Annotated in this window: 16 protein-coding genes; 7 read left to right on the top strand and 9 right to left on the bottom strand. The window is 67.0% G+C overall.

Annotated features, from left to right (window positions below):
- Position 1: 1 nt before the first annotated feature.
- Positions 2 to 1,495, bottom strand: coding sequence for an Asp-tRNA(Asn)/Glu-tRNA(Gln) amidotransferase subunit GatA (gene gatA, locus A1D30_RS12095; RefSeq protein ID WP_063460978.1), 1,494 nt, complete (start codon positions 1,493 to 1,495; stop codon positions 2 to 4).
- Positions 1,496 to 1,516: 21 nt separating this feature from the next.
- On the bottom strand, positions 1,517 to 1,816 hold the full coding sequence (gene gatC, locus A1D30_RS12090) for an Asp-tRNA(Asn)/Glu-tRNA(Gln) amidotransferase subunit GatC (protein ID WP_063460977.1): 300 nt from the start codon (positions 1,814 to 1,816) through the stop codon (positions 1,517 to 1,519).
- Positions 1,817 to 2,022: 206 nt separating this feature from the next.
- On the opposite strand from gatC, the gene A1D30_RS12085 reads away from it, so the two are divergent.
- The 5 genes from A1D30_RS12085 (at position 2,023) to A1D30_RS26425 (ending at position 8,083) form a co-directional block, all read left to right on the top strand.
- Positions 2,023 to 3,066, top strand: a complete 1,044-nt coding sequence (locus A1D30_RS12085) for a rod shape-determining protein (RefSeq protein WP_063460976.1) — start codon at positions 2,023 to 2,025, stop codon at positions 3,064 to 3,066.
- A 133-nt stretch (positions 3,067 to 3,199) separates the two neighbouring features.
- A complete protein-coding gene (gene mreC / locus A1D30_RS12080; protein ID WP_063460975.1) occupies positions 3,200 to 4,123 on the top strand; it encodes a rod shape-determining protein MreC in 924 nt (307 codons plus the stop codon).
- Positions 4,124 to 4,178: 55 nt separating this feature from the next.
- A complete protein-coding gene (mreD, locus tag A1D30_RS12075) occupies positions 4,179 to 4,697 on the top strand; it encodes a rod shape-determining protein MreD (RefSeq protein ID WP_063460974.1) in 519 nt (172 codons plus the stop codon).
- A gap of 178 nt (positions 4,698 to 4,875) precedes the next feature.
- Positions 4,876 to 6,816: a penicillin-binding protein 2 gene (gene mrdA / locus A1D30_RS12070; RefSeq protein WP_063460973.1), complete on the top strand. Its 1,941-nt coding sequence runs from the start codon at positions 4,876 to 4,878 to the stop codon at positions 6,814 to 6,816.
- Positions 6,817 to 6,985: 169 nt separating this feature from the next.
- Complete coding sequence (locus A1D30_RS26425) at positions 6,986 to 8,083, top strand: hypothetical protein (RefSeq protein ID WP_109790946.1); 1,098 nt, start codon at positions 6,986 to 6,988, stop codon at positions 8,081 to 8,083.
- Positions 8,084 to 8,206: 123 nt separating this feature from the next.
- Here A1D30_RS26425 and A1D30_RS12060 read toward each other — a convergent pair whose 3' ends face one another.
- The 6 genes from A1D30_RS12060 to A1D30_RS12035 form a co-directional block, all read right to left on the bottom strand.
- Positions 8,207 to 9,094 carry a DMT family transporter gene (locus A1D30_RS12060; RefSeq protein WP_063460971.1) on the bottom strand — a complete coding sequence of 296 codons (888 nt, stop codon included), beginning with the start codon at positions 9,092 to 9,094 and terminating at the stop codon, positions 8,207 to 8,209.
- Positions 9,095 to 9,172: 78 nt separating this feature from the next.
- Positions 9,173 to 10,462, bottom strand: a complete 1,290-nt coding sequence (locus A1D30_RS12055) for a DcaP family trimeric outer membrane transporter (RefSeq protein ID WP_063460970.1) — start codon at positions 10,460 to 10,462, stop codon at positions 9,173 to 9,175.
- Between the two features lie 242 nt (positions 10,463 to 10,704).
- Positions 10,705 to 11,454, bottom strand: a complete 750-nt coding sequence (locus A1D30_RS12050; RefSeq protein WP_063460969.1) for an amino acid ABC transporter ATP-binding protein — start codon at positions 11,452 to 11,454, stop codon at positions 10,705 to 10,707.
- Complete coding sequence (locus A1D30_RS12045) at positions 11,451 to 12,233, bottom strand: amino acid ABC transporter permease (protein ID WP_063460968.1); 783 nt, start codon at positions 12,231 to 12,233, stop codon at positions 11,451 to 11,453. The genes A1D30_RS12050 and A1D30_RS12045 overlap by 4 nt, the downstream gene beginning before the upstream one ends.
- Before the next feature lie 24 nt (positions 12,234 to 12,257).
- Positions 12,258 to 13,019 carry an ABC transporter substrate-binding protein gene (locus A1D30_RS12040; RefSeq protein WP_063460967.1) on the bottom strand — a complete coding sequence of 254 codons (762 nt, stop codon included), beginning with the start codon at positions 13,017 to 13,019 and terminating at the stop codon, positions 12,258 to 12,260.
- A gap of 250 nt (positions 13,020 to 13,269) precedes the next feature.
- Complete coding sequence (locus A1D30_RS12035) at positions 13,270 to 14,028, bottom strand: TSUP family transporter (protein WP_063460966.1); 759 nt, start codon at positions 14,026 to 14,028, stop codon at positions 13,270 to 13,272.
- A gap of 362 nt (positions 14,029 to 14,390) precedes the next feature.
- On the opposite strand from A1D30_RS12035, the gene A1D30_RS12030 reads away from it, so the two are divergent.
- Together A1D30_RS12030 and A1D30_RS12025 are read left to right on the top strand one after the other, a co-directional pair.
- Complete coding sequence (locus A1D30_RS12030) at positions 14,391 to 15,770, top strand: ammonium transporter (RefSeq protein ID WP_109790945.1); 1,380 nt, start codon at positions 14,391 to 14,393, stop codon at positions 15,768 to 15,770.
- Between the two features lie 43 nt (positions 15,771 to 15,813).
- Positions 15,814 to 16,146: a hypothetical protein gene (locus tag A1D30_RS12025; RefSeq protein ID WP_063460965.1), complete on the top strand. Its 333-nt coding sequence runs from the start codon at positions 15,814 to 15,816 to the stop codon at positions 16,144 to 16,146.
- A 30-nt stretch (positions 16,147 to 16,176) separates the two neighbouring features.
- Here A1D30_RS12025 and A1D30_RS12020 read toward each other — a convergent pair whose 3' ends face one another.
- Positions 16,177 to 17,865, bottom strand: a complete 1,689-nt coding sequence (locus A1D30_RS12020) for a GMC family oxidoreductase N-terminal domain-containing protein (protein ID WP_063460964.1) — start codon at positions 17,863 to 17,865, stop codon at positions 16,177 to 16,179.
- Between the last annotated feature and the right edge of the window lie 340 nt (positions 17,866 to 18,205).

Below are 18,205 nucleotides of genomic sequence, written 5' to 3'. Positions count from 1 at the left end.
GTCAGAAGCCCTCCGGACGGCGGAGGTGGAAGTCGGTGGCTTGCTGCAGGCGGTGCGCAGCGTTCAGAAGGCGGGCTTCCTGGAAGTAGTTGCCCAGCAGCTGCAGGCCCACGGGCATGCCGCCCTCGCCAAAACCGGCGGGCACGCTCATGCCGGGCAGGCCGGCCAGCGAGCCGGGCAGGGTGAAGATGTCGGCCAGGTAGTCGGCCAGCGGGTCGTTGCCATGGTCGCCCAGCTTCCAGGCCACGGTGGGGGCCACGGGGCCCGCGATCAGGTCGCAGCTCTTGAACGCATTCTGGAAGTCGTCGGCGATCATGCGGCGGATCTTCTGCGCCTGCAGGTAGTAGGCGTCGTAGTAGCCGTGGCTCAGCACGTAGGCGCCGATCATGATGCGGCGCTTGACCTCGTCGCCAAAACCTTCGGCGCGGGTCTTCTTGTACATGTCCACCAGGTCGGAGTAGTCCTTGGCGCGGTGGCCGAACTTCACGCCGTCAAAGCGGGAGAGGTTGGACGATGCTTCGGCCGGGGCAATGATGTAGTAGACCGGGATGGACAGCTGCGTGCGCGGCAGGCTGATGGGCACGAGCTTGGCGCCGAGCTTTTCGTATTCCTTGAGGGCGCCATCGACGGCGGCGCGCACGTCGGGCGCCAGGCCTTCGCCAAAGAATTCGGCGGGGATGCCGATGCGCAAGCCTTCGATCGAATCATTCAACTTGGCGCTGAAGTTCTCGGCGGGCACATCGAGCGACGTGGAGTCGCGGTCCGGGTCGGGGCCGCACATGGCGGACAGCAGCAGCGCGCAGTCTTCGGCCGAGCGGGCCATGGGCCCTGCCTGGTCCAGGCTGGAGGCAAACGCGATCATGCCGTAGCGGCTGGCGCGGCCATAGGTGGGCTTGATGCCCGTGATGCCGCAGAACGAGGCGGGCTGGCGGATGGAGCCGCCCGTGTCGGTGCCGGTGACGGCAGGCGCCAGGCGTGCGGCCACGGCCACGGCGCTGCCGCCGGACGAGCCGCCAGGGATGCGGTCGGTGGCCCAGGGGTTGCGCACCGGGGCGGGTGCGTCGGTGCCCACGGGGGCGACGGCAGAGTTTTCGTTGGCCGATCCCATGGCGAACTCGTCGCAGTTGAGCTTGCCCAAGGTCACGGCGCCCGCGTCGGCGAGTTTGGTGACCACGGTGGCGTCAAACGGCGACTGGTAGCCCGCGAGCATCTTCGAGCCTGCGGTGCTGGGGAAGCCCTTGGTGACAAAAATGTCCTTGTGCGCAATTGGCACGCCCGCCAGCGGGCCAGCGGTGCCTGCGGCGATGGCGGCGTCCTGGGCGCGGGCCTGGGCCAGGGTGATCTCGGGGTTCACGGCCACGTAGGCGCCCAGGTTCTGGTGGGCTTGTGCGCGATCAAGAAAATGCTGGGCGGCCTCGACAGCCGAAACGCGGCGTTCGCGCAGCTCGGTGGCCAGCTGGGCCACGCCCAGGTCATGCAGTGCGGTGGAAGTCATGCGGCGAAAGTCAGTTCTTACTTACTCGATCACTTTGGGCACGAGGAACAGGCCTCGTTCGACAGCGGGGGCGCTTTGCTGATTGGCTTCGCGCTGGTTGGGCTCGCTGGCCAAGTCTTCGCGCAGGCGCAACTGCACGTCCTGGATGGCCGCCACGGGGTGGGCCAGGGGCGTGACGCCCGAGGTATCCACAGCCCGCATCTGTTCCACGATGTCAAAGAAGCCGTTGAGCTGGGTGAGCATGCGCTCACTTTCGGAGGGTGTCAGCTCAAGCCGCGCCAAGTTGGCAATGCGGCTGATGTCCTGGGGGGTCAGTGCCATAGGGAGGAAAATCTAAAGAAACCAGACGTAAAGCTGTGATCCGGCCCGCGCCGGAGGGAGTTATTCACAGGGGATGGGGTATTATCCCGGCTTTGCCGCAAAGCTCCCGGAATGGGAGTCAATTGCGTGAAAAAAGCCAATAAACACCCCTGAAATACCTGGCGATGGCAGGCCGACGCGCATGCCGTGCCCGAGAGGACTTTTGAATGTTCGGAGCTTTCCGTCGGTACTTCTCCACCGACCTTGCCATTGACCTTGGCACAGCCAACACCCTCATCTTCGCCCGCGACAAAGGCATCGTCCTCGACGAACCTTCCGTGGTCGCCATCCGCCATGAAGGTGGTCCGCACGGCAAAAAAGTCATCCAGGCCGTAGGCCACGAGGCCAAGGCCATGCTGGGCAAGGTGCCCGGCAACATCGAAGCCATCCGCCCCATGAAGGACGGCGTGATCGCCGACTTCGTGATCACCGAGCAGATGATCAAGCAGTTCATCAAGATGGTGCACCCGCGCACGCTGTTCACCCCCAGCCCGCGCATCATCATCTGCGTGCCCTGCGGTTCCACCCAGGTCGAGCGCCGCGCCATCAAGGACGCGGCCGAGGCTGCCGGTGCTACGGCGGTGTACCTGATCGAAGAACCCATGGCCGCCGGTATCGGCGCCGGTCTGCCCGTCTCGGAAGCCTCGGGCTCCATGGTGGTGGACATCGGCGGTGGCACCACCGAGGTCGGCGTGATCTCGCTGGGCGGCATGGTCTACAAGGGCAGCGTCCGCGTCGGTGGCGACAAGTTCGACGAAGCCATCATCAGCTACATCCGCCGCAACTATGGCATGTTGATCGGCGAACCCACCGCTGAATCCATCAAGAAGAACATCGGCTCGGCCTTCCCCGGCTCCGAAGTGCGCGAGATGGAAGTCAAGGGCCGCAACCTGTCCGAAGGCGTGCCACGCAGCTTCACCATTTCTTCCAACGAAGTGCTGGAAGCCCTGACCGACCCGCTCAACCAGATCGTCTCGGCCGTGAAGAACGCGCTGGAACAAACCCCCCCCGAGCTGGGCGCCGATATTGCCGACCGGGGCATGATGCTGACCGGCGGCGGCGCGCTGCTGCGCGACCTGGACCGCCTGCTGGCCGAAGAGACCGGCCTGCCCGTGCTGGTGGCCGAAGACCCGCTGACCTGTGTGGTGCGCGGCTGCGGTATTGCGCTGGAGCGCATGGACCGCCTGGGCAGCATCTTCACGAGCGAGTAACTGGCGGGCGCCTGTACATGGCAGGCACTTTTTTTGCGCTCTGAATTGCATGACTGCACCTGCTCCAATGCTTGTTTCTGAGCACCCGCCCATGGAGCTTGCTCCGTGCGGCAGAGACTGACCGCTGCGCACCATGCCACTCGGTACCCTGGAGCGCAGCGCTCCCCCTTTCTTCAAACAGGGCCCTTCGGCCCTGTCGCGTTTGGCCGTGTTCAGTGCGCTGGCGCTGTTCCTCATGGTGGCCGACGCGCGCTTTCACATCACAGACCCGCTGCGCAAGGTGGTGGCCACCGTGCTCTACCCGGTGCAGTGGCTCATGCTCAAGCCGGTGGAGTTTGCTAGCCAGGGCTCCGGCTACTTCCAGTCGCTGCAGACCGCGCAGCAGGACCTGGACACCGCCCGCAAGAAGATGACCGAGATGGGCCAGCGCGCCAACCAGGCCGATCAGCTGGCGCTGGAAAACGGCCGCCTGCGCAAGCTGATGGAGTTGCGCGACCGGCTGCAGACCCCGGCCCAGGCGGCCGAGGTGATCTATGACACGGCCGACCCCTACACCCGCCGCGTGGTGCTGGACCGGGGCCAGCTGGGCGGCGTGGAACTGGGCGCGCCCGTCATGGACGAGGCCGGGGTGCTGGGCCAGGTCACGCGCGTGTTCCCGCTGGTGAGCGAGGTCACCCTGCTGGTGGACCGCGACCAGGCGATCCCTGTGCTGAATATCCGCACCGGCGTGCGGGGCGTGGCATACGGCGACCCCGTGGCGGGGCATGGCGGTGGCATGGAGCTGCGCTTCATGCCCGCCAATGCCGACATCCGCGAAGACGACCTGCTGACCACCAGCGGCGTGGACGGGCTCTACCCCCCGGGCCTGCCCGTGGCGCGGGTGGTGCGGGTGGAGCGCCGGGCCGACTCGGCGTTTGCCCGCATCTACTGCGCGCCCCTGGCCCAGGTGCAGGGCGCGCGCCACGTGGTGGTGCTCAAGCCGCTGGCCGAGCACGAACTGCAGCGCCCCGAACCGGCGCACCCGGTGCCATCGAACAAGCGCGGAGGCCGCAAGTGAGCCGCTGCATCTTCCCCAACATCCTCCCCTGCATGCAGACGAAAGGACCCACGCCATGATCATGCCGCGTGGTGAGCCCCTGCTGATGCCGGTGAACCCGGTGTTCATGTGGTTCAGCCTGGTCGCGGGCCTGGCCATCAACATGCTGCCGCTGGGCCGCATCGTCTGGACGCCCGACCTGCTCATGGTGCTGCTGGTCTTTTGGGGCGTGCACCAGCCGCTGCGCATTGGCATGGGGGCGGCCTTTGTGCTGGGCCTGTGCATGGACGTGAGCCAGTCGGCGCTGCTGGGCCAGCATGCGCTGTCGTATACCGTGCTGTCGTTTGGCGCCATTGCCATTCACCGCCGCCTGCTGTGGTTCAGCGTGCCGTCGCAGGCGCTGCAGGTGTTCCCGCTGTTTGCGCTGGCCCACGCGGTCGAGCTGTTGCTGCGCATGGCGGCGGGCGGAATTTTTCCGGGGCTGTGGAGCCTGCTGGCGCCGTTGATCGAGGCGCTGCTCTGGCCCCTGGCCAGCTGGGTGCTGCTGGCGCCCCAGCGCCGCCCGCCCGACAGTGACCAGAACCGCCCGTTGTGAACATGAGGCAACCCCCTGAGCGGCTGCGCCGCTTCCCCCTTCTCTCGCAGTGCTGCGCACTGCGGGAGGGGGGACGACGCCCTCGCGGCGGGGCGGCCCTGGCTCGGCGTCCTCGGGCCTGGGCCGCGCCAGTTGCACACGCCGCGAGCTTCTGGCCCGTGCCTGTGGGGGCGCAACCATGACCGAACTGCGCAGCAGCGAAGCCGACGCATCGCGTTTCCGCCTGCGGGCCGTGGTGGTGGGCCTGGTGGTGTTTGCCGCGTTCTGCCTGGTGGTGGCGCGGCTGATTTTTCTGCAGGTGGTGCGCCACGACGACCTTGCGGCCCAGGCCGAGAGCAACCGCACGGCGGTCGCGCCCATCGTGCCCAACCGGGGCCTGATCCTGGACCGCAACGGGGTGGTGCTGGCCACCAACTACTCGGCCTACACGCTGGAGATCACGCCCTCGCGCGCGGGGGTGCTGGATGAAACCATCGACGCGCTGTCCAAGGTGGTAGACATCCAGGCGCGGGACCGGCGGCGCTTCAAGCGGCTCATGGACGAGTCGCGCAACTTTGAATCCCTGCCCATCCGCACCCGCCTGACTGACCAGGAGGTGGCGCGCTTCACCGCCCAGCGCTACCGCTTTCCGGGCGTGGACATCAAGGCGCGGCTGTTCCGCAACTACCCGCTGGGCGATGTGGGGGCGCACGCCATCGGCTACATCGGGCGCATCAACCAGACCGAGAAGGCGCGCATCCAGGACTCGGAGGACGAGGCCAACTACCGGGGCACGGAATACATCGGCAAGCTGGGGGTGGAGCAGAGCTTCGAGGCGGCGCTGCACGGCGTGACCGGCTTCGAGCAGATGGAGACATCGGCGGGCGGGCGGGCCGTGCGCAAGCTGTCCAGCCACGCGGCCACGCCGGGCGACAGCGTGATGCTGTCCATCGACATCAAGCTGCAAAAGCTCATTGAAGAGCTGTATGGCAGCCGCCGGGGCGCGCTGGTGGTCATCGACCCGCGCAACGGCGAGATCCTGGCGCTGGTGAGCAAACCCACCTTCGACCCCAACCTGTTCGTCGAAGGCATCGACGCCGAAAACTGGGCTGCGCTCAACGAATCCATCGACAAGCCGCTGCTCAACCGCGCCCTGCGCGGCACCTACCCGCCGGGCTCCACCTACAAGCCCTTCATGGCGCTGGCGGCGCTGCAGCTGAACAAGCGCTCGCCCAGCCTGGTGGTCAACGACCCGGGGTTCTACACCTTTGGCGGCCACACCTTCCGCAGCCACGAGGGCGGGCTGGGCGGGGTGGACATGCACCGCGCGATCCAGCAGTCGAGCAACACCTACTTCTATTCGCTGGCCGTGGACATGGGTGTGGACGCCATCCATGACTTCATGAAGCCGCTGGGTTTTGGCCAGTCCACGGGCATCGACCTCAACGGCGAAGTGCGCGGCACCCTGCCCAGTACCGAGTGGAAGCGCAACGCCTACAAGCGCCCCGAGATGAAGCGCTGGTTCCCCGGCGAAACCGTGTCGCTGGGCATTGGCCAGGGCTACAACAACTTCACCATGCTGCAGCTGGCGCTGGCCCAGGCCACGATGGCCAACGGGGGCACCCGCTACCGCCCGCACCTGGCCAAGGCGGTGAAGAACTCGGTCACCGGGGCCATCACCGAGATCGTCCAGCCGCCCGGCGAGAACCTGGGCTATGCCCCCAAGAACGTGGAGATCGTGCGCAACGCCATGGTGGCCGTGAACAAGGGCGGCACCGGCACCCGCGTGTTTGCGGGGGCCCTCTACACCGCCGGTGGCAAGACCGGCACGGCGCAGGCGGTGAGCCTGGGCCAGAACGTGAAGTACAACGCCAAGGCGCTGGAGGAGCACCAGCGCGACCACTCGCTGTTTGCCGCGTTTGCCCCGGCCGAGAACCCCACCATCGCCGTGGCCGCGATTGTCGAAAACGCCGGTTTTGGCGCCGCCCACGCCGCGCCCATCGTGCGGCGCGTGTTCGACTACTGGCTGCAGGGCGAATACCCCAGCGAGGAAGACATCGCCGCCGTGCAAAAGGGCCAGGCCGCAGCCCCCATCGGCAAGCCGCGCAAGGCAGCCGAGGTGGCCCTGCCCCTGCCTTGATGGCCGGGCCCGCGTGCGGAGGTCTGGCCCCACCCCACGCGAACATCTTCTAACAGGCCGTACTCCGCTTCTGCGGCAGAATTCGCCCGCCCCCGCTGGATGACAGGAAACCAGATTCCGGCTCTGCCCCGGGGCCGCGCCCGATCGCCACGCACCGGAGACAAGCACCATGCAACGCCAACGCCGCCGGGCCCTCAGGGCCCTTCCTGTTCTGTTGCTCACGGCGTGTGGAGGCGGCGGTGGTGGCGACGATGCCCCGGCCAGCCCCGCTCCAGCGCCATCCCCCGCTCCGTCTCCGGCGCCAGCCCCATCGCCGTCGCCCCTGCCCCCACCACCGCCCGGCAGCGTGGCCTATGGCAACCTCGCGCGCGCCAGTCTGGGGGCCGGTGCGGCGCTCAACGGTGCCATTCCTTTCCCGGCCGACAATCCCTGGAACACCGACATCAGCGGCGCCGAAGTGGACCCGGCCTCCGACCGCCTGATCGCCAGCATCGGCGCCGACAAGGGCCTGTACCGCGACTTCGGCTCCGGCCTGTGGGAGGGCGCACCCATCGGCATTCCCTACCAGGTGGTTTCGGGCCAGCAGGCGCGGGTGGCCATCGAGTACCAGGCCTACGGGGACGAAAGCGACCCCGGCCCGTTTCCCATCCCGCTGGACGCGCCCGTGGAAGGCGCGCCGGGGCAGAACGGCGACCGCCATGTGTTGGTGATCGACCGCGACAACCAGCGGCTGTACGAACTGGGGCGCGCCTTTGCACGCAGCGACCGCTGGGTGGCCGATGTGGGCGCCATGTTCCACCTCGACAACAACACCGTGCGGCCCACCGCCAAGCCTGGCTGGACCAGCGCCGACGCCGCCGGGTTGCCCATCTTCCCCGGGCTGGTGCGGTACGACGAGGCATCGCAGGGTGCGGGTGGCATCCGCCATGCGCTGCGCTTCACGGCAGCGCGCACACGCCGCGCGTTTGTGCCACCGGCCACGCACTACGCGTCGTCCAACACCGACCCCAACCTGCCGCCCATGGGCATGCGCGTGCGCCTGAAGGCGGCCTACGCCATCCCCGCCAGCTTCAGCCCCGAGGCCCAGGCCATCCTGGCGGCGCTCAAGACCTACGGCATGTTCCTGGCCGACAACGGCTCAGACTGGTTCCTCAGCGGCGCCCCCGATGCGCGCTGGAACAACGACCGCTTGCGCGCCGAGCTGGCCTCGGTCAAGGGGCGCGACCTGGAGGTGGTGAAGATGGTGGGGCTGGTCACGCAGGTCTAGCCCCGTTGTCCGCGTCGCATGCGGACCTGTATCCGTACCAGAGCGGCAGTATTGCTATTATTTGTATAGCTATAAAGGTATGCTGGTCGAGCGGTGAAGCCCATTTTTCCTTGAATTTTTGGCTCAAGCAGGCTGTGCCCGCGCCGACGGCGGGATCTGGCTGAACACCAGCGCCGCCACGATCAGCGCCGCGCCCGCCAGGCCCGCCCAGCCCAGCCGCTCGCCCAGCAGTGCCCAGGCCGTGAGTGCGGCAAACACTGGCTCCAGCCCGAACACGATGGCGCTGCGCATGGCGTCCACGCGTTGCTGGCCCCAGGCCTGCAGCGTGACCACCACCACACTGGCCAGCAGGCCCAGGTAGAGCAGGGCGACCCAGGCATCGGTGGGCAGGTGGGCGGTGGCCTGCAGCCAGCCCATGCCCCCGTCGCGGCCCAGCAGCAGCAGGGTGGAGGCCACTGCCATCACCGTGGCCTGCGCCGCCGCCATGCGCGTGGCGCGCAGGGGGCGCGCGGCCGTGCGGCGCGCGCATTCTTCCAGCGCCAGGATGTAGAGCGCATAGAACACGGTGCTGGCCAGCGTCAGCGTATCGCCCAGGTTCCAGGGCTCGTTCTCGTGGAACATCAGGGTCATGCCCAGCAAGGCCATCCCGCAGGCTGCCCACAGCCGCCAGCCGTAGCGGCGGCCCATGGCGGCCATGGCGATCAGCGGCACCACCAGCACATTGAGGCCGGTCACAAACGCGTTGCGGTTGCTGCTGGTGCGCGCCAGCCCCTCGATCTGCAGCCAGAACGCCAGGAACAGCAGCGCTCCCAGCGCGCAGCCCCACAGGCGCTCATGGCGCCACATGCCCCACCACAGCGGCGCCAGCACCGCCAGCGCAATCACAAACCGCAGCCAGATGATCTGCAGCGCATCGAGCTGGGTGGACAACAGCTTCATGGCCGGGAAGGTGGTGCCCCACACCACGGTCACGGCCAGCAGGGCCATCAGGCCAAAACGTTCGGGTTTCATCGACAGGCAAAGAGGCAATGCAATAAACAAAAAAGGCTGGCCGGTTGCCCGGCCAGCCTGCTTCAACGAGGCGAAGGCTTAGTTGAACAGATAACGGGCCTGCAGGTTCAGGCGCAGCATGTCGCCCTGCTGGCCGTCGAACGTGGTGCGGCGGCCACCGATCAGCTCGCCGCCCAGTTCCACGTTCTTGATCGGCAGGTAGTACATGCCGGCGTGCCACTGGTAGAGCTTGTGGTTGCCTTCGGCGCCATAGGCGTTCACGTAGGCGTCGCCCAGGTGGCTGCGCGAGCGCACCAAGCCCAGCGAGACCGTGCCGCGCAGCTGTTCGCTGAACACGTTGGACAGGCCCAGCACCAGGCCGTGCGACTTGTCCAGACGCACCGTGCCGCCGTCCAGCACCGGGTAGTTGGTGCCCACCAGGTAGGCGCCGTCGCCATCGCCGTCCAGGCGCGTGTACTGCGCCATCAGCGTGGTGGTGCCGGTGATCTTGTAGCCCGCGCCCAGGCCAAAGCCGGTGCCGCGCTTGGACACGCCAGACACGCGCTGCTCGTGCGACAGCAGGCGGGCGTTCACGTTGCCCCAGTCGTAGGCCTTGTCCACGCGGGCCACCAGGTTGGGGCTGCGTGCGCCGTCGGTGGGCTCTTCCACGGCGAACTGGAACTTGGCGAGGCTGGGGTTGTTGTAGGTGTAGCGGATCTGCGTGGGGCGGCGGAACGTGGCGCCGGGCGGGCCGTTGAAGTCCACGGTCTCGGGCAGGTTGTCCGTGTCCATGAAAGTGGACCAGGTCTGGCCGATCAGCCAGCCTGCGTATTCGCCGTAGGCATGGCGCAGGCGCAGGCGGTTGCGGTTGCACTCGGCGCCGCAGTAGGCATAAAAGTCGGCTTCGATCTTGGTGTTGAAGGTGCCGACGCCGGTGGGCGTGGAGGTTTCGAAGCCAAAACGCGAGGTCTGTGCGGTCAGGCTGGTCTTGCCGCTCTTGGAGCTGCCCAGGGGCTGCTCCATCAGGTTGGTGAAGGTGTCGCCAGGGGCTGTGCCCTTGAAGTCCTTGACCATGTTGGCTTCGGCAAAGCCATAGATGCGGATCGAGGTTTCGCTGCCCGGGAGGCGGAAGCTGCCAGGGATGTCGCCCAGCACCACGGCGTCCTTCTGCTTGAGTTCGACGGCGTCGATGCGGTCGTTCCAGGCCGACGCCGAGGCGGCGGGCGCTGCGGCCGGTGCCTGGGCCTTGAGCGCGTTCAGCTCGGCGCGCAGGGCCTTCAGCTCATTGCGCATGTCTTCGAAATCCTTGGCGGTCTGGGCAAAGGCTGCGGGTGGCAGGCTGCACAGGCCGGCGGCCATCAGGGCGAGGAACGTGTGGTTCAGTTTCATGGTCACTCCGGTAGGGGTTGTTGGCGTTTTTGTGGATGTCACATGGACCTGGATCTCAGGTGCCAATGGCATGGGGTGAGGCACAGAGCGCATCAGGTAGGCGCGGCCCGAGGCGAGTGCCCCCGCGCAAGGGCCGCCAAGCCGCGTATGCGGCGCGTTGCTTGCATGCGCTGGGGGCGTCCCCCTCCCGCGAAGCGAGCGAGGGGGAAGGCGCGAAGCGACTCAGGGGGGGCTTCATTTCTTCAGGCCCCCATGCGGCCGATGAAGGCGCGGATGCGGTCGTTGGCGGGGTTGTTGAAGAACTCGGCAGGGGGAGCGTCGTGCGCGATGCGGCCTTGGTCGAAGAACATCACGCGGTCGGACACCTCGCGCGCAAAACCCATCTCGTGGGTCACCACGATCATGGTCATGCCGCCACGGGCCAGTTCGCGCATCACGTCCAGCACCTCCTGCACCATTTCGGGGTCGAGGGCCGAGGTGGGTTCGTCAAACAGCATCACCTTGGGTTGCATGGCCAGCGCGCGTGCAATGGCCACGCGCTGCTGCTGGCCACCCGACAGCTGCCAGGGGTACTTGTGCGCATGGTCCTGCATGCCCACGCGGGTGAGCAGGGCCAGGGCCTGCGCATTGGCCTGCGTGCGTGGTGTGTGGCGGATGCGGCGCGGCGCCAGGGTCACGTTGTCCAGCACGCTCATGTGGCCGAACAGGTTGAACTGCTGGAACACCATGCCGACTTCGCTGCGCTGTTTTTGCAGCAGGTGCTGGTCGTCGCCCACCGGCTCGCCGCCGATGGTGATGGTGCCGCTGTCGTGGGGCTCCAGCCGGTTGATGGCGCGCAGCAAGGTGCTCTTGCCCGAGCCCGAGGCACCGATGATCACGGTGACCTCGCCGGTGTTGAAGGTGGTCGAGACGTCCTTGAGCACCTGGTGGGCGCCGAACGACTTGCAGACCCGGTCCACGACGATGAAAGGAGTGGCTTGGCCCGTCGTCATTTGTTGCGGCCTTCCACGTCGAAGCGGTATTCCACCGCGTTCGAGATCTGCGTGACCAGCGTGGTCAGCAGCAGGTAGGTGATGGCCACGGTGGACAGCGTGGCAATGGGCTGGAAGGTGGCCGACTGGATGCGGTTGCCCACGTTGGTCAGCTCCACTACGCCAATCGCGTAGGCCAGCGACGAGTCCTTGAGCAGCGCCACAAAGTTGCTCACCAGCGGCGGCAGCGAGATCTTGAATGCCTGGGGGAACACCACGTCAAAAAAGACATGCATGCGCCCGAGCCCCAGGGCCTTGGCGGCCTCGGTCTGGCCGCGTGGCACGGCCAGCAGCCCGGCGCGGATGGCCTCGGCGTTGTAGGCGCCCACGTTCAGGCCCAGGGCCAGCACGGCGGCGGCAAAGTCGGGCAAATTCAGCCCCGGCACCAGCACCGGCAGTGCGAAGTACACAAACAGGATCTGCACCAAGAGGGGCGTGCCCCGGATGACCCAGATGTAGAAGCTGGCTGCCCAGCGCACCACCGCCCAGCGTGCGGTGCGGGCCAGGGCCGCGCCGGTGCCCAGCACCAGGCCGACGCTGCCGCTGATCAGCGTGAGCCACAGCGTGGTGCGCGCGCCGTCAGAAAAAGCCTGGGCGTTGGAGCCAATGGGCTCGGGCAGGAAGGAGAGCAACTGGCCCAGCAGCGCCAGCGCCAGCACCATCAGGATGACGGCGGAGACGAGCGTGGCGTTGCTGCGCTGCTGGCGGGACCAGCGCTGTGGCCAAAAGGCAGTGAGCATGAAGAAATATCCCGGGCCTGCCGCTTACTGGCAGCGCACGTCTTCGTTGAAATATTTCTTGGACAGTGCGGCGTAGCTGCCATCGGCCATGACTTCGGCGAGGGCCTTGTTCCAGCCACCGGCCAGCGAGCTGTTGCCCTTGGCCACGGCGGCGGCGATGCGTTCGATGAACAGCATGTCGCCGAGCTTGAAGCCCGCGCCGGGGTTCTTCTCGGCCACGGCCTTGGCCACAAAGCGGTCGGTCACCCAGGCGTCCACGCGGCGCGAGTTCAGGGCGCTGCGGGCGTCCACGTCGGTGGGGAAGTTCTTCATTTCCTTGATGGACGAGACCTTCTGCACGTTTTCGAGGTAGCTGGTGCCGGTCTGCACCGCCACGATCTTGCCGGCCAGGTCCTTGGCGCTCTTGATGGCGGGGTCCATGGCGATGATCATGCCGCCCGAGCAGTAGTGGGGTTCGGTGAAGGTCACGGCCTTGGCGCGCTCTTCGGTGATGCCGTGCGAGGCGATCACCAGGTCCCAGCGGTCCTGGCGCAGGCCGGTCAGCAGGGCGTCGAAGCCCAGCGTCTTCCACTGGATGGTCAGGCCCATCTTCTTGGCCACGAGTTCGGCCACTTCCACTTCGAAACCGGTCAGCGTGGTGCCGTTGAAGAAATTGAACGGGGCGAACTGGCCTTCGGTGGCGATGAGGATCTTGCCGTCCTTCTTCACCTCGTCCAGCGTCCGGGCCTGGGCGGCGAATGCGGCGCAAAGCGCGAGGGCGGTGGCGACAGCCTTGAACAATTTCATGGGATGGGTCCTGTACGGGGTATTTCAGGTACAAAAAATCCGGCATGCGGGTAAGCAGGCCGGAGGCTCGGGGATTGCGGACGGGGTCATCGCCGATGGCGAAGCCAGCCGTCATCAAATGGACACGATTATAAAGTTGTGAACTTTTTCCTTGACACTGCGGACAACCCCCAGCGGGCGCTTGTGTGCCTATTCACAACAGGTTTAGACGGGGCTCCCGAACTTTCAGGAGCAGTTTTCGGGCCCGGTGTCAGCGCAAGAAGGCGTCATAGCCGGTCTTGAGGATCAGCGTGCTCACCACCAGGATGAAGATGCCGCGCACAAAGCCCGTGCCATGCTTGAGCGCCATGTGCGTGCCCAGCAGGCTGCCCACCACGTTGGCCACGGCCAGCGTCACGGCAAAGTGCCACCACACATGGCCCTTGGCCGCAAACAGCACGATGGCGGCGATGTTGGTGGCGCAGTTGAGCAGCTTGGCCGAGGCCGAGGCGTTGAGGAAGTCGTAGCCCAGCAGCCGCACGAACAGGAACACAAAAAAGCTGCCGGTGCCCGGGCCGAAGAAGCCGTCATAAAAACCGATGAGCACGCCGATCAGCCCGGCCACCAGCACCTCGGTGCGGCCCGCAAAACGCGGGGTGTGGTGCCGCCCCAGCTCCTTTTTGGCCAGGGTGTAGACCAGCACAGCCAGCAGCACCAGGGGCAGCAGCTTGCGCAGGAAATCGGCCGAGATCTCCGTGACAGCCCAGGCGCCCGCAAACGACCCTACAAAACCGGCCGCCGCAGCAGGCAACATGGCCTGCCAGCGGATCTGCACCCGGCGGCTGTACTGCCAGGTGGCCATGGCCGTGCCCCACACCGAGGCCGCCTTGTTGGTGCCCAGCAGGGTGGCTGGCGGCGCCCCCGGAAACGCTGCAAACAGCGCGGGCACCATCACCAGGCCCCCGCCCCCCACGATCGCATCCACAAAGCCTGCGAGCAGCGAGGCCAGGGTCATCAAAATCCATTCCATGGCGCTATTTTCGCACCTGGAGTGCTATCAATTCAGGACTGAATGGGCGCGCTGGGTGCTCGGATCACTTTTCGAGCAGGCAAGAAAAAGGCGCTGGGATCGCCAGCGCCTGGAAAGTGTTGCACCTCGTTGGGTGCTTTGAATTTGGTTGTTGGTAGAAAGTGTCTCCTCGGGCCCCTCGCTTGGCACACCGAAGCGCGCTTTCGAGTGCCGTGACTGTAACGGCCGCACCCCACTGGTGCATTGGGGGTTTCCCGCCCCCCCTTTGTAGGGCGCCGGGTCGTGCTGTGGCCCTGAATCGGGCGGGAACGGTTGGCATGGCTCGTGCAATGCGCTGTAACAAATTGCGAAAGGGAGCCCTCATGCGGGGAGTCTTGCACCGGTTCGTGGCGGTTGTGGGGKTGTGTCTGGGGCTGTGTGCCAGTGTGCTGGCGCAGAGCCCGCCTGAGGCCGTGGCCGGTGGGGCGGCCCCGGCTGCGGCAGCGGTGGCGGTGGCGCTCACGCGGCCATCCCTGGTTGCGCAGGACGCCGTGAATGCGGCCCACACCGGCTGGATGATGACCTCCACCGCCCTGGTGCTGCTCATGACGCTGCCGGGCATTGCGCTGTTCTATGCGGGCATGGTGCGCAAGAAGAGCGTGCTCAACACCATGGCCAGCGTGGTGGCGATTGCGGCGCTGGTCAGCCTGCTGTGGTTTGCGGCAGGGTACTCCCTCGCCTTCACGCCCGGCAATGCTTGGCTGGGCGGCTGGGAGCGCGCAGGTTTTGCGGGGCTGGACTTCGACCTGGCGGGCGGCCAGCTGGCCGTGAGCCATGTGGCGCCCCACATTCCCGAATCGGTGTACGCGATGTTCCAGCTCACCTTTGCCATCATCACCGCCGCACTGCTGGTGGGCGCGCTGGTGGAGCGCATGCGGTTTTCCGCCATGCTGGTCTTCATCGGCCTGTGGACCCTGGTGGTCTATGCCCCGGTGGCGCACTGGGTGTGGGAGCCGGGCGGCTGGCTGGCCCAGATGGGGGCGCTCGACTTTGCCGGCGGCTCGGTGGTGCACGTGAATGCGGGCGTGGCCGGGCTGGTGTGTGCCTGGTTCCTGGGCCGTCGCACGGGCTATGGCCGCCAGCCCTTCGAACCCTACAACCTGGGGCTCACCATGGCGGGCGCGGGCCTGTTGTGGGTGGGCTGGTTTGGCTTCAATGCGGGCTCGGCCGTGGCGGCCGATGGCCGCGCCGGGTTGGCCATGGCGGTGACGCACCTGGCCGCTGCGGCCGGTGCGCTGGCGTGGATGCTGGGCGAGTGGGTGGTGCGCGGGCGTCCATCGTTGCTGGGGCTGTGTTCCGGCCTGGTCGCAGGCCTGGTGGCCATCACCCCGGCGGCAGGGTTTGTCACGCTGCGCTCGGCCGTGGTGATTGGCCTGGTGGCAGGCCTGGCCTGCTACTGGGGCGCCACGGGGCTCAAGCGGCTGCTGCGGGTGGACGACTCGCTCGATGTGTTCGGTGTGCATGGCATTGGCGGCATCGTGGGCTCGCTGCTCACGGGCGTGCTGGCCAGCCGCACGGTGGGTGGCGTGCCGGGCAGCCTGCTCACCCAGGCCATTGGTGTGGGGGCCGTGATGGCCTACAGCCTGGTGGCGACGGCCGTGCTGCTGTGGCTTGTCAACTTTGCAATGGGACTGCGGGTGGACGAGCAGAGCGAGCAGACTGGGCTCGACATCGCCCAGCACCGCGAGCACTTAGGGGGTTGACCCACCGCGCCCTGGATGACTGAAATGCCGTAAGGAGCCGACCATGCCCGATTCCGACAAGCTTGCCATTGCCGCCCATCTGCACGTGCTGCTGCGCCGCAAGACGGGGCGCGTGACCGACACCGAGTGGATGGCGGCCAACGCCGAATACGCGCTGGAGATCGTGCGCTTTGCGCGCCTGCGTGCGCAGGAGGACAACGCGCCCGAGCTGGCCGAGTGGGCCGACCGGCTGGACCAGGCGGTGCACCAGGCGCCGACGCCCGCAGCGCGCAAGCCCTTGCTGGATGTGGCCACACAGGCGGTGCGCCAGCGCCTGGCACCACCACCGCCTCCACCGCCGCCCGAAGTGCCGCGCTACGTGGGGGGCATCCGCTGAGCGGGCCTGCGCGGCGGCACGGGCGTCAGGTCACGCCCGCCGCGCCGCGATGATCCACTCGGCCGCCTTCTCCGCCATCATCAGTGTGGGCGAGTTGGTGTTGCCGCTGGTGATGGTGGGCATGGCGCCCGCGTCCACCACGCGCAGGCCGGCCACCACGCCGCCGCGCCCGTCGCGCACGCGCATCTGCGCATCCAGCACGGCCATCGGGTCACCATCGAGCCCCATCTTGGTCGTGCCAACGGGGTGGAAGATGGTGGTGGCGATGTCGCCCGCCAGGCGCGCCAGGTCTTCGTCGCTTTCAAACTGCACGCCTGGCTTCCACTCCTCAGGCCGGTATTTGGCCAGCGCAGGCTGGGCCACGATGCGGCGCGTCACACGCAAGCTGTCGGCCGCTACCTGGCGGTCCTCGGGCGTGCTGAGGTAGTTGGGGGCGATGGCGGGCGCGGTCTTGAAGTCGGCGCTCTTGATGTTCACCGTGCCCCGGCTGGTGGGGTTGAGGTTGCACACGCTGGCCGTGAAGGCCGGAAAGCTGTGCAGCGGCTCGCCAAACGCATCGAGCGACAGCGGTTGCACGTGGTACTCGATGTTCGGATACGGCTGGTCGGCGCTGCTGCGGGTGAAAGCGCCCAGCTGCGAGGGCGCCATGCTCATGGGGCCGCTGCGCTTGAGCGCGTATTCGAGCCCGATCTTGGCCTTGCCCACCAGCGAGTTGGCCATGGTGTTGAGCGTCTGCACGCCCTGCACCTTGAACACGGCGCGGATCTGCAGATGGTCCTGCAGGTTGGCGCCCACACCAGGCAGGTCCACCGCCACGTCGATGCCATGCTGGCGCAGCAGCGCGGCCGGGCCGATGCCCGACAGCTGCAGCAGCTGGGGCGAGTTGACCGCGCCCGCGCTCAGGATCACCTCGCCCGTGGCCTGTGCCGTCACCATCTCCTGGCCGTCCCACACCATCACACCCGTGCAGCGTTTGCTGCCATCGGGCTGGGTTTCGACCACGAGCTTGGCGGCTTGCGCGCTGGTCCACATCTCGAAGTTGGGGCGGCCATAGCAAGTGGGCCGCAAAAAGGCCTTGGCGGTGTTCCAGCGCCAGCCGCTTTTCTGGTTGACCTCGAAGTAGCCCACACCTTCGTTGCTGCCGCCGTTGAAGTCGTCGGTGGCGGGGATGCCCGCCTGCTGGGCGGCGTGGGCAAAGGCGTCGAGCACGTCCCAGCGCAGGCGTTGTTTTTCCACCCGCCACTCGCCGGTGCTGCCGGTGGCCTTGTTGCCGTGCAGGCGTTTGAAATTCTCGTTCGCGCTGCCGGGCTGGTCCAGGCGCCAGTGGTCCTCATGGCGGCGGAAGTAGGGCAGGGCGTTGTCCCAGCGCCAGCCCGCATCGCCGGTCAGCTCCGCCCACTGGTCGTAGTCGCGCGCCTGGCCGCGCATGTAGATCATGCCGTTGATGCTGCTGCAGCCGCCCAGCGTCTTGCCGCGCGGGTAGCGCAGGGTGCGGCCGTTCAGGCCTGTGTCGGGCTCGGTGTTGTAGAGCCAGTCGGTGCGCGGGTTGCCGATGCAGTACAGGTAGCCCACGGGGATGTGGATCCAGTGGTAGTCGTCCTTGCGGCCCGCCTCGATCAGCAGCACGCGGTGGCGGCCGTCGGCGCTCAGGCGGTTGGCGAGCAGGGCACCGGCCGTGCCCCCGCCGATGATGATGGTGTCAAACGTGGTGTCGCTCATGGGTGAAGGGGCGGGCAATGTGGGGTTTGTAACGGTGGGCCATTGTGCGGATCGCTCATGCCCTGTCGATAGGGTGTGTGCGGGTTGCTACATATTTGGTAGCTGTTGGGGTTTGCTGGTAGCGCGCTGGGCCCTGTTTTGATAATAATTACATGCCATCGGGGCTGGCCTGTGCTTGGCGCCCGCTTGCCTAGGGCGTGTCATCAATCAATACCCCCACGCGAAAGCCAGCCAGGCCGTGCAGTGCTAGGCGCCCTGAGTGCCGTGTAGCTCAGCTACACAAGCGAAGGGCAACGACGCAATGCGCGGCCTGGATGGCTTTCCCTCCGGGCTGACCCCG

The organism is Acidovorax sp. GW101-3H11 (assembly GCF_001633105.1).
Taxonomy (GTDB): domain Bacteria; phylum Pseudomonadota; class Gammaproteobacteria; order Burkholderiales; family Burkholderiaceae_C; genus Acidovorax.
The sequence above is the reverse complement of the archived record's forward strand: the minus strand, read 5'-3'. Positions and strand labels throughout refer to the sequence as shown.

Excerpts from the sequence above, each read along its gene's own strand:
- A1D30_RS12040 (WP_063460967.1), bottom strand. The coding sequence starts at position 13,019 with ATGAAATTGTTCAAGGCTGTCGCCACCGCCCTCGCGCTTTGCGCCGCA.
- gatC (WP_063460977.1), bottom strand. The coding sequence starts at position 1,816 with ATGGCACTGACCCCCCAGGACATCAGCCGCATTGCCAACTTGGCGCGG.
- mrdA (WP_063460973.1), top strand. The coding sequence starts at position 4,876 with ATGACCGAACTGCGCAGCAGCGAAGCCGACGCATCGCGTTTCCGCCTG.
- A1D30_RS12035 (WP_063460966.1), bottom strand. The coding sequence starts at position 14,028 with ATGGAATGGATTTTGATGACCCTGGCCTCGCTGCTCGCAGGCTTTGTG.
- A1D30_RS12025 (WP_063460965.1), top strand. The coding sequence starts at position 15,814 with ATGCCCGATTCCGACAAGCTTGCCATTGCCGCCCATCTGCACGTGCTG.
- A1D30_RS12060 (WP_063460971.1), bottom strand. The coding sequence starts at position 9,094 with ATGAAACCCGAACGTTTTGGCCTGATGGCCCTGCTGGCCGTGACCGTG.
- mreD (WP_063460974.1), top strand. The coding sequence starts at position 4,179 with ATGATCATGCCGCGTGGTGAGCCCCTGCTGATGCCGGTGAACCCGGTG.
- A1D30_RS26425 (WP_109790946.1), top strand. The coding sequence starts at position 6,986 with ATGCAACGCCAACGCCGCCGGGCCCTCAGGGCCCTTCCTGTTCTGTTG.
- A1D30_RS12020 (WP_063460964.1), bottom strand. The coding sequence starts at position 17,865 with ATGAGCGACACCACGTTTGACACCATCATCATCGGCGGGGGCACGGCC.
- A1D30_RS12045 (WP_063460968.1), bottom strand. The coding sequence starts at position 12,233 with ATGCTCACTGCCTTTTGGCCACAGCGCTGGTCCCGCCAGCAGCGCAGC.
- gatA (WP_063460978.1), bottom strand. The coding sequence starts at position 1,495 with ATGACTTCCACCGCACTGCATGACCTGGGCGTGGCCCAGCTGGCCACC.
- mreC (WP_063460975.1), top strand. The coding sequence starts at position 3,200 with ATGCCACTCGGTACCCTGGAGCGCAGCGCTCCCCCTTTCTTCAAACAG.
- A1D30_RS12055 (WP_063460970.1), bottom strand. The coding sequence starts at position 10,462 with ATGAAACTGAACCACACGTTCCTCGCCCTGATGGCCGCCGGCCTGTGC.
- A1D30_RS12085 (WP_063460976.1), top strand. The coding sequence starts at position 2,023 with ATGTTCGGAGCTTTCCGTCGGTACTTCTCCACCGACCTTGCCATTGAC.
- A1D30_RS12050 (WP_063460969.1), bottom strand. The coding sequence starts at position 11,454 with ATGACGACGGGCCAAGCCACTCCTTTCATCGTCGTGGACCGGGTCTGC.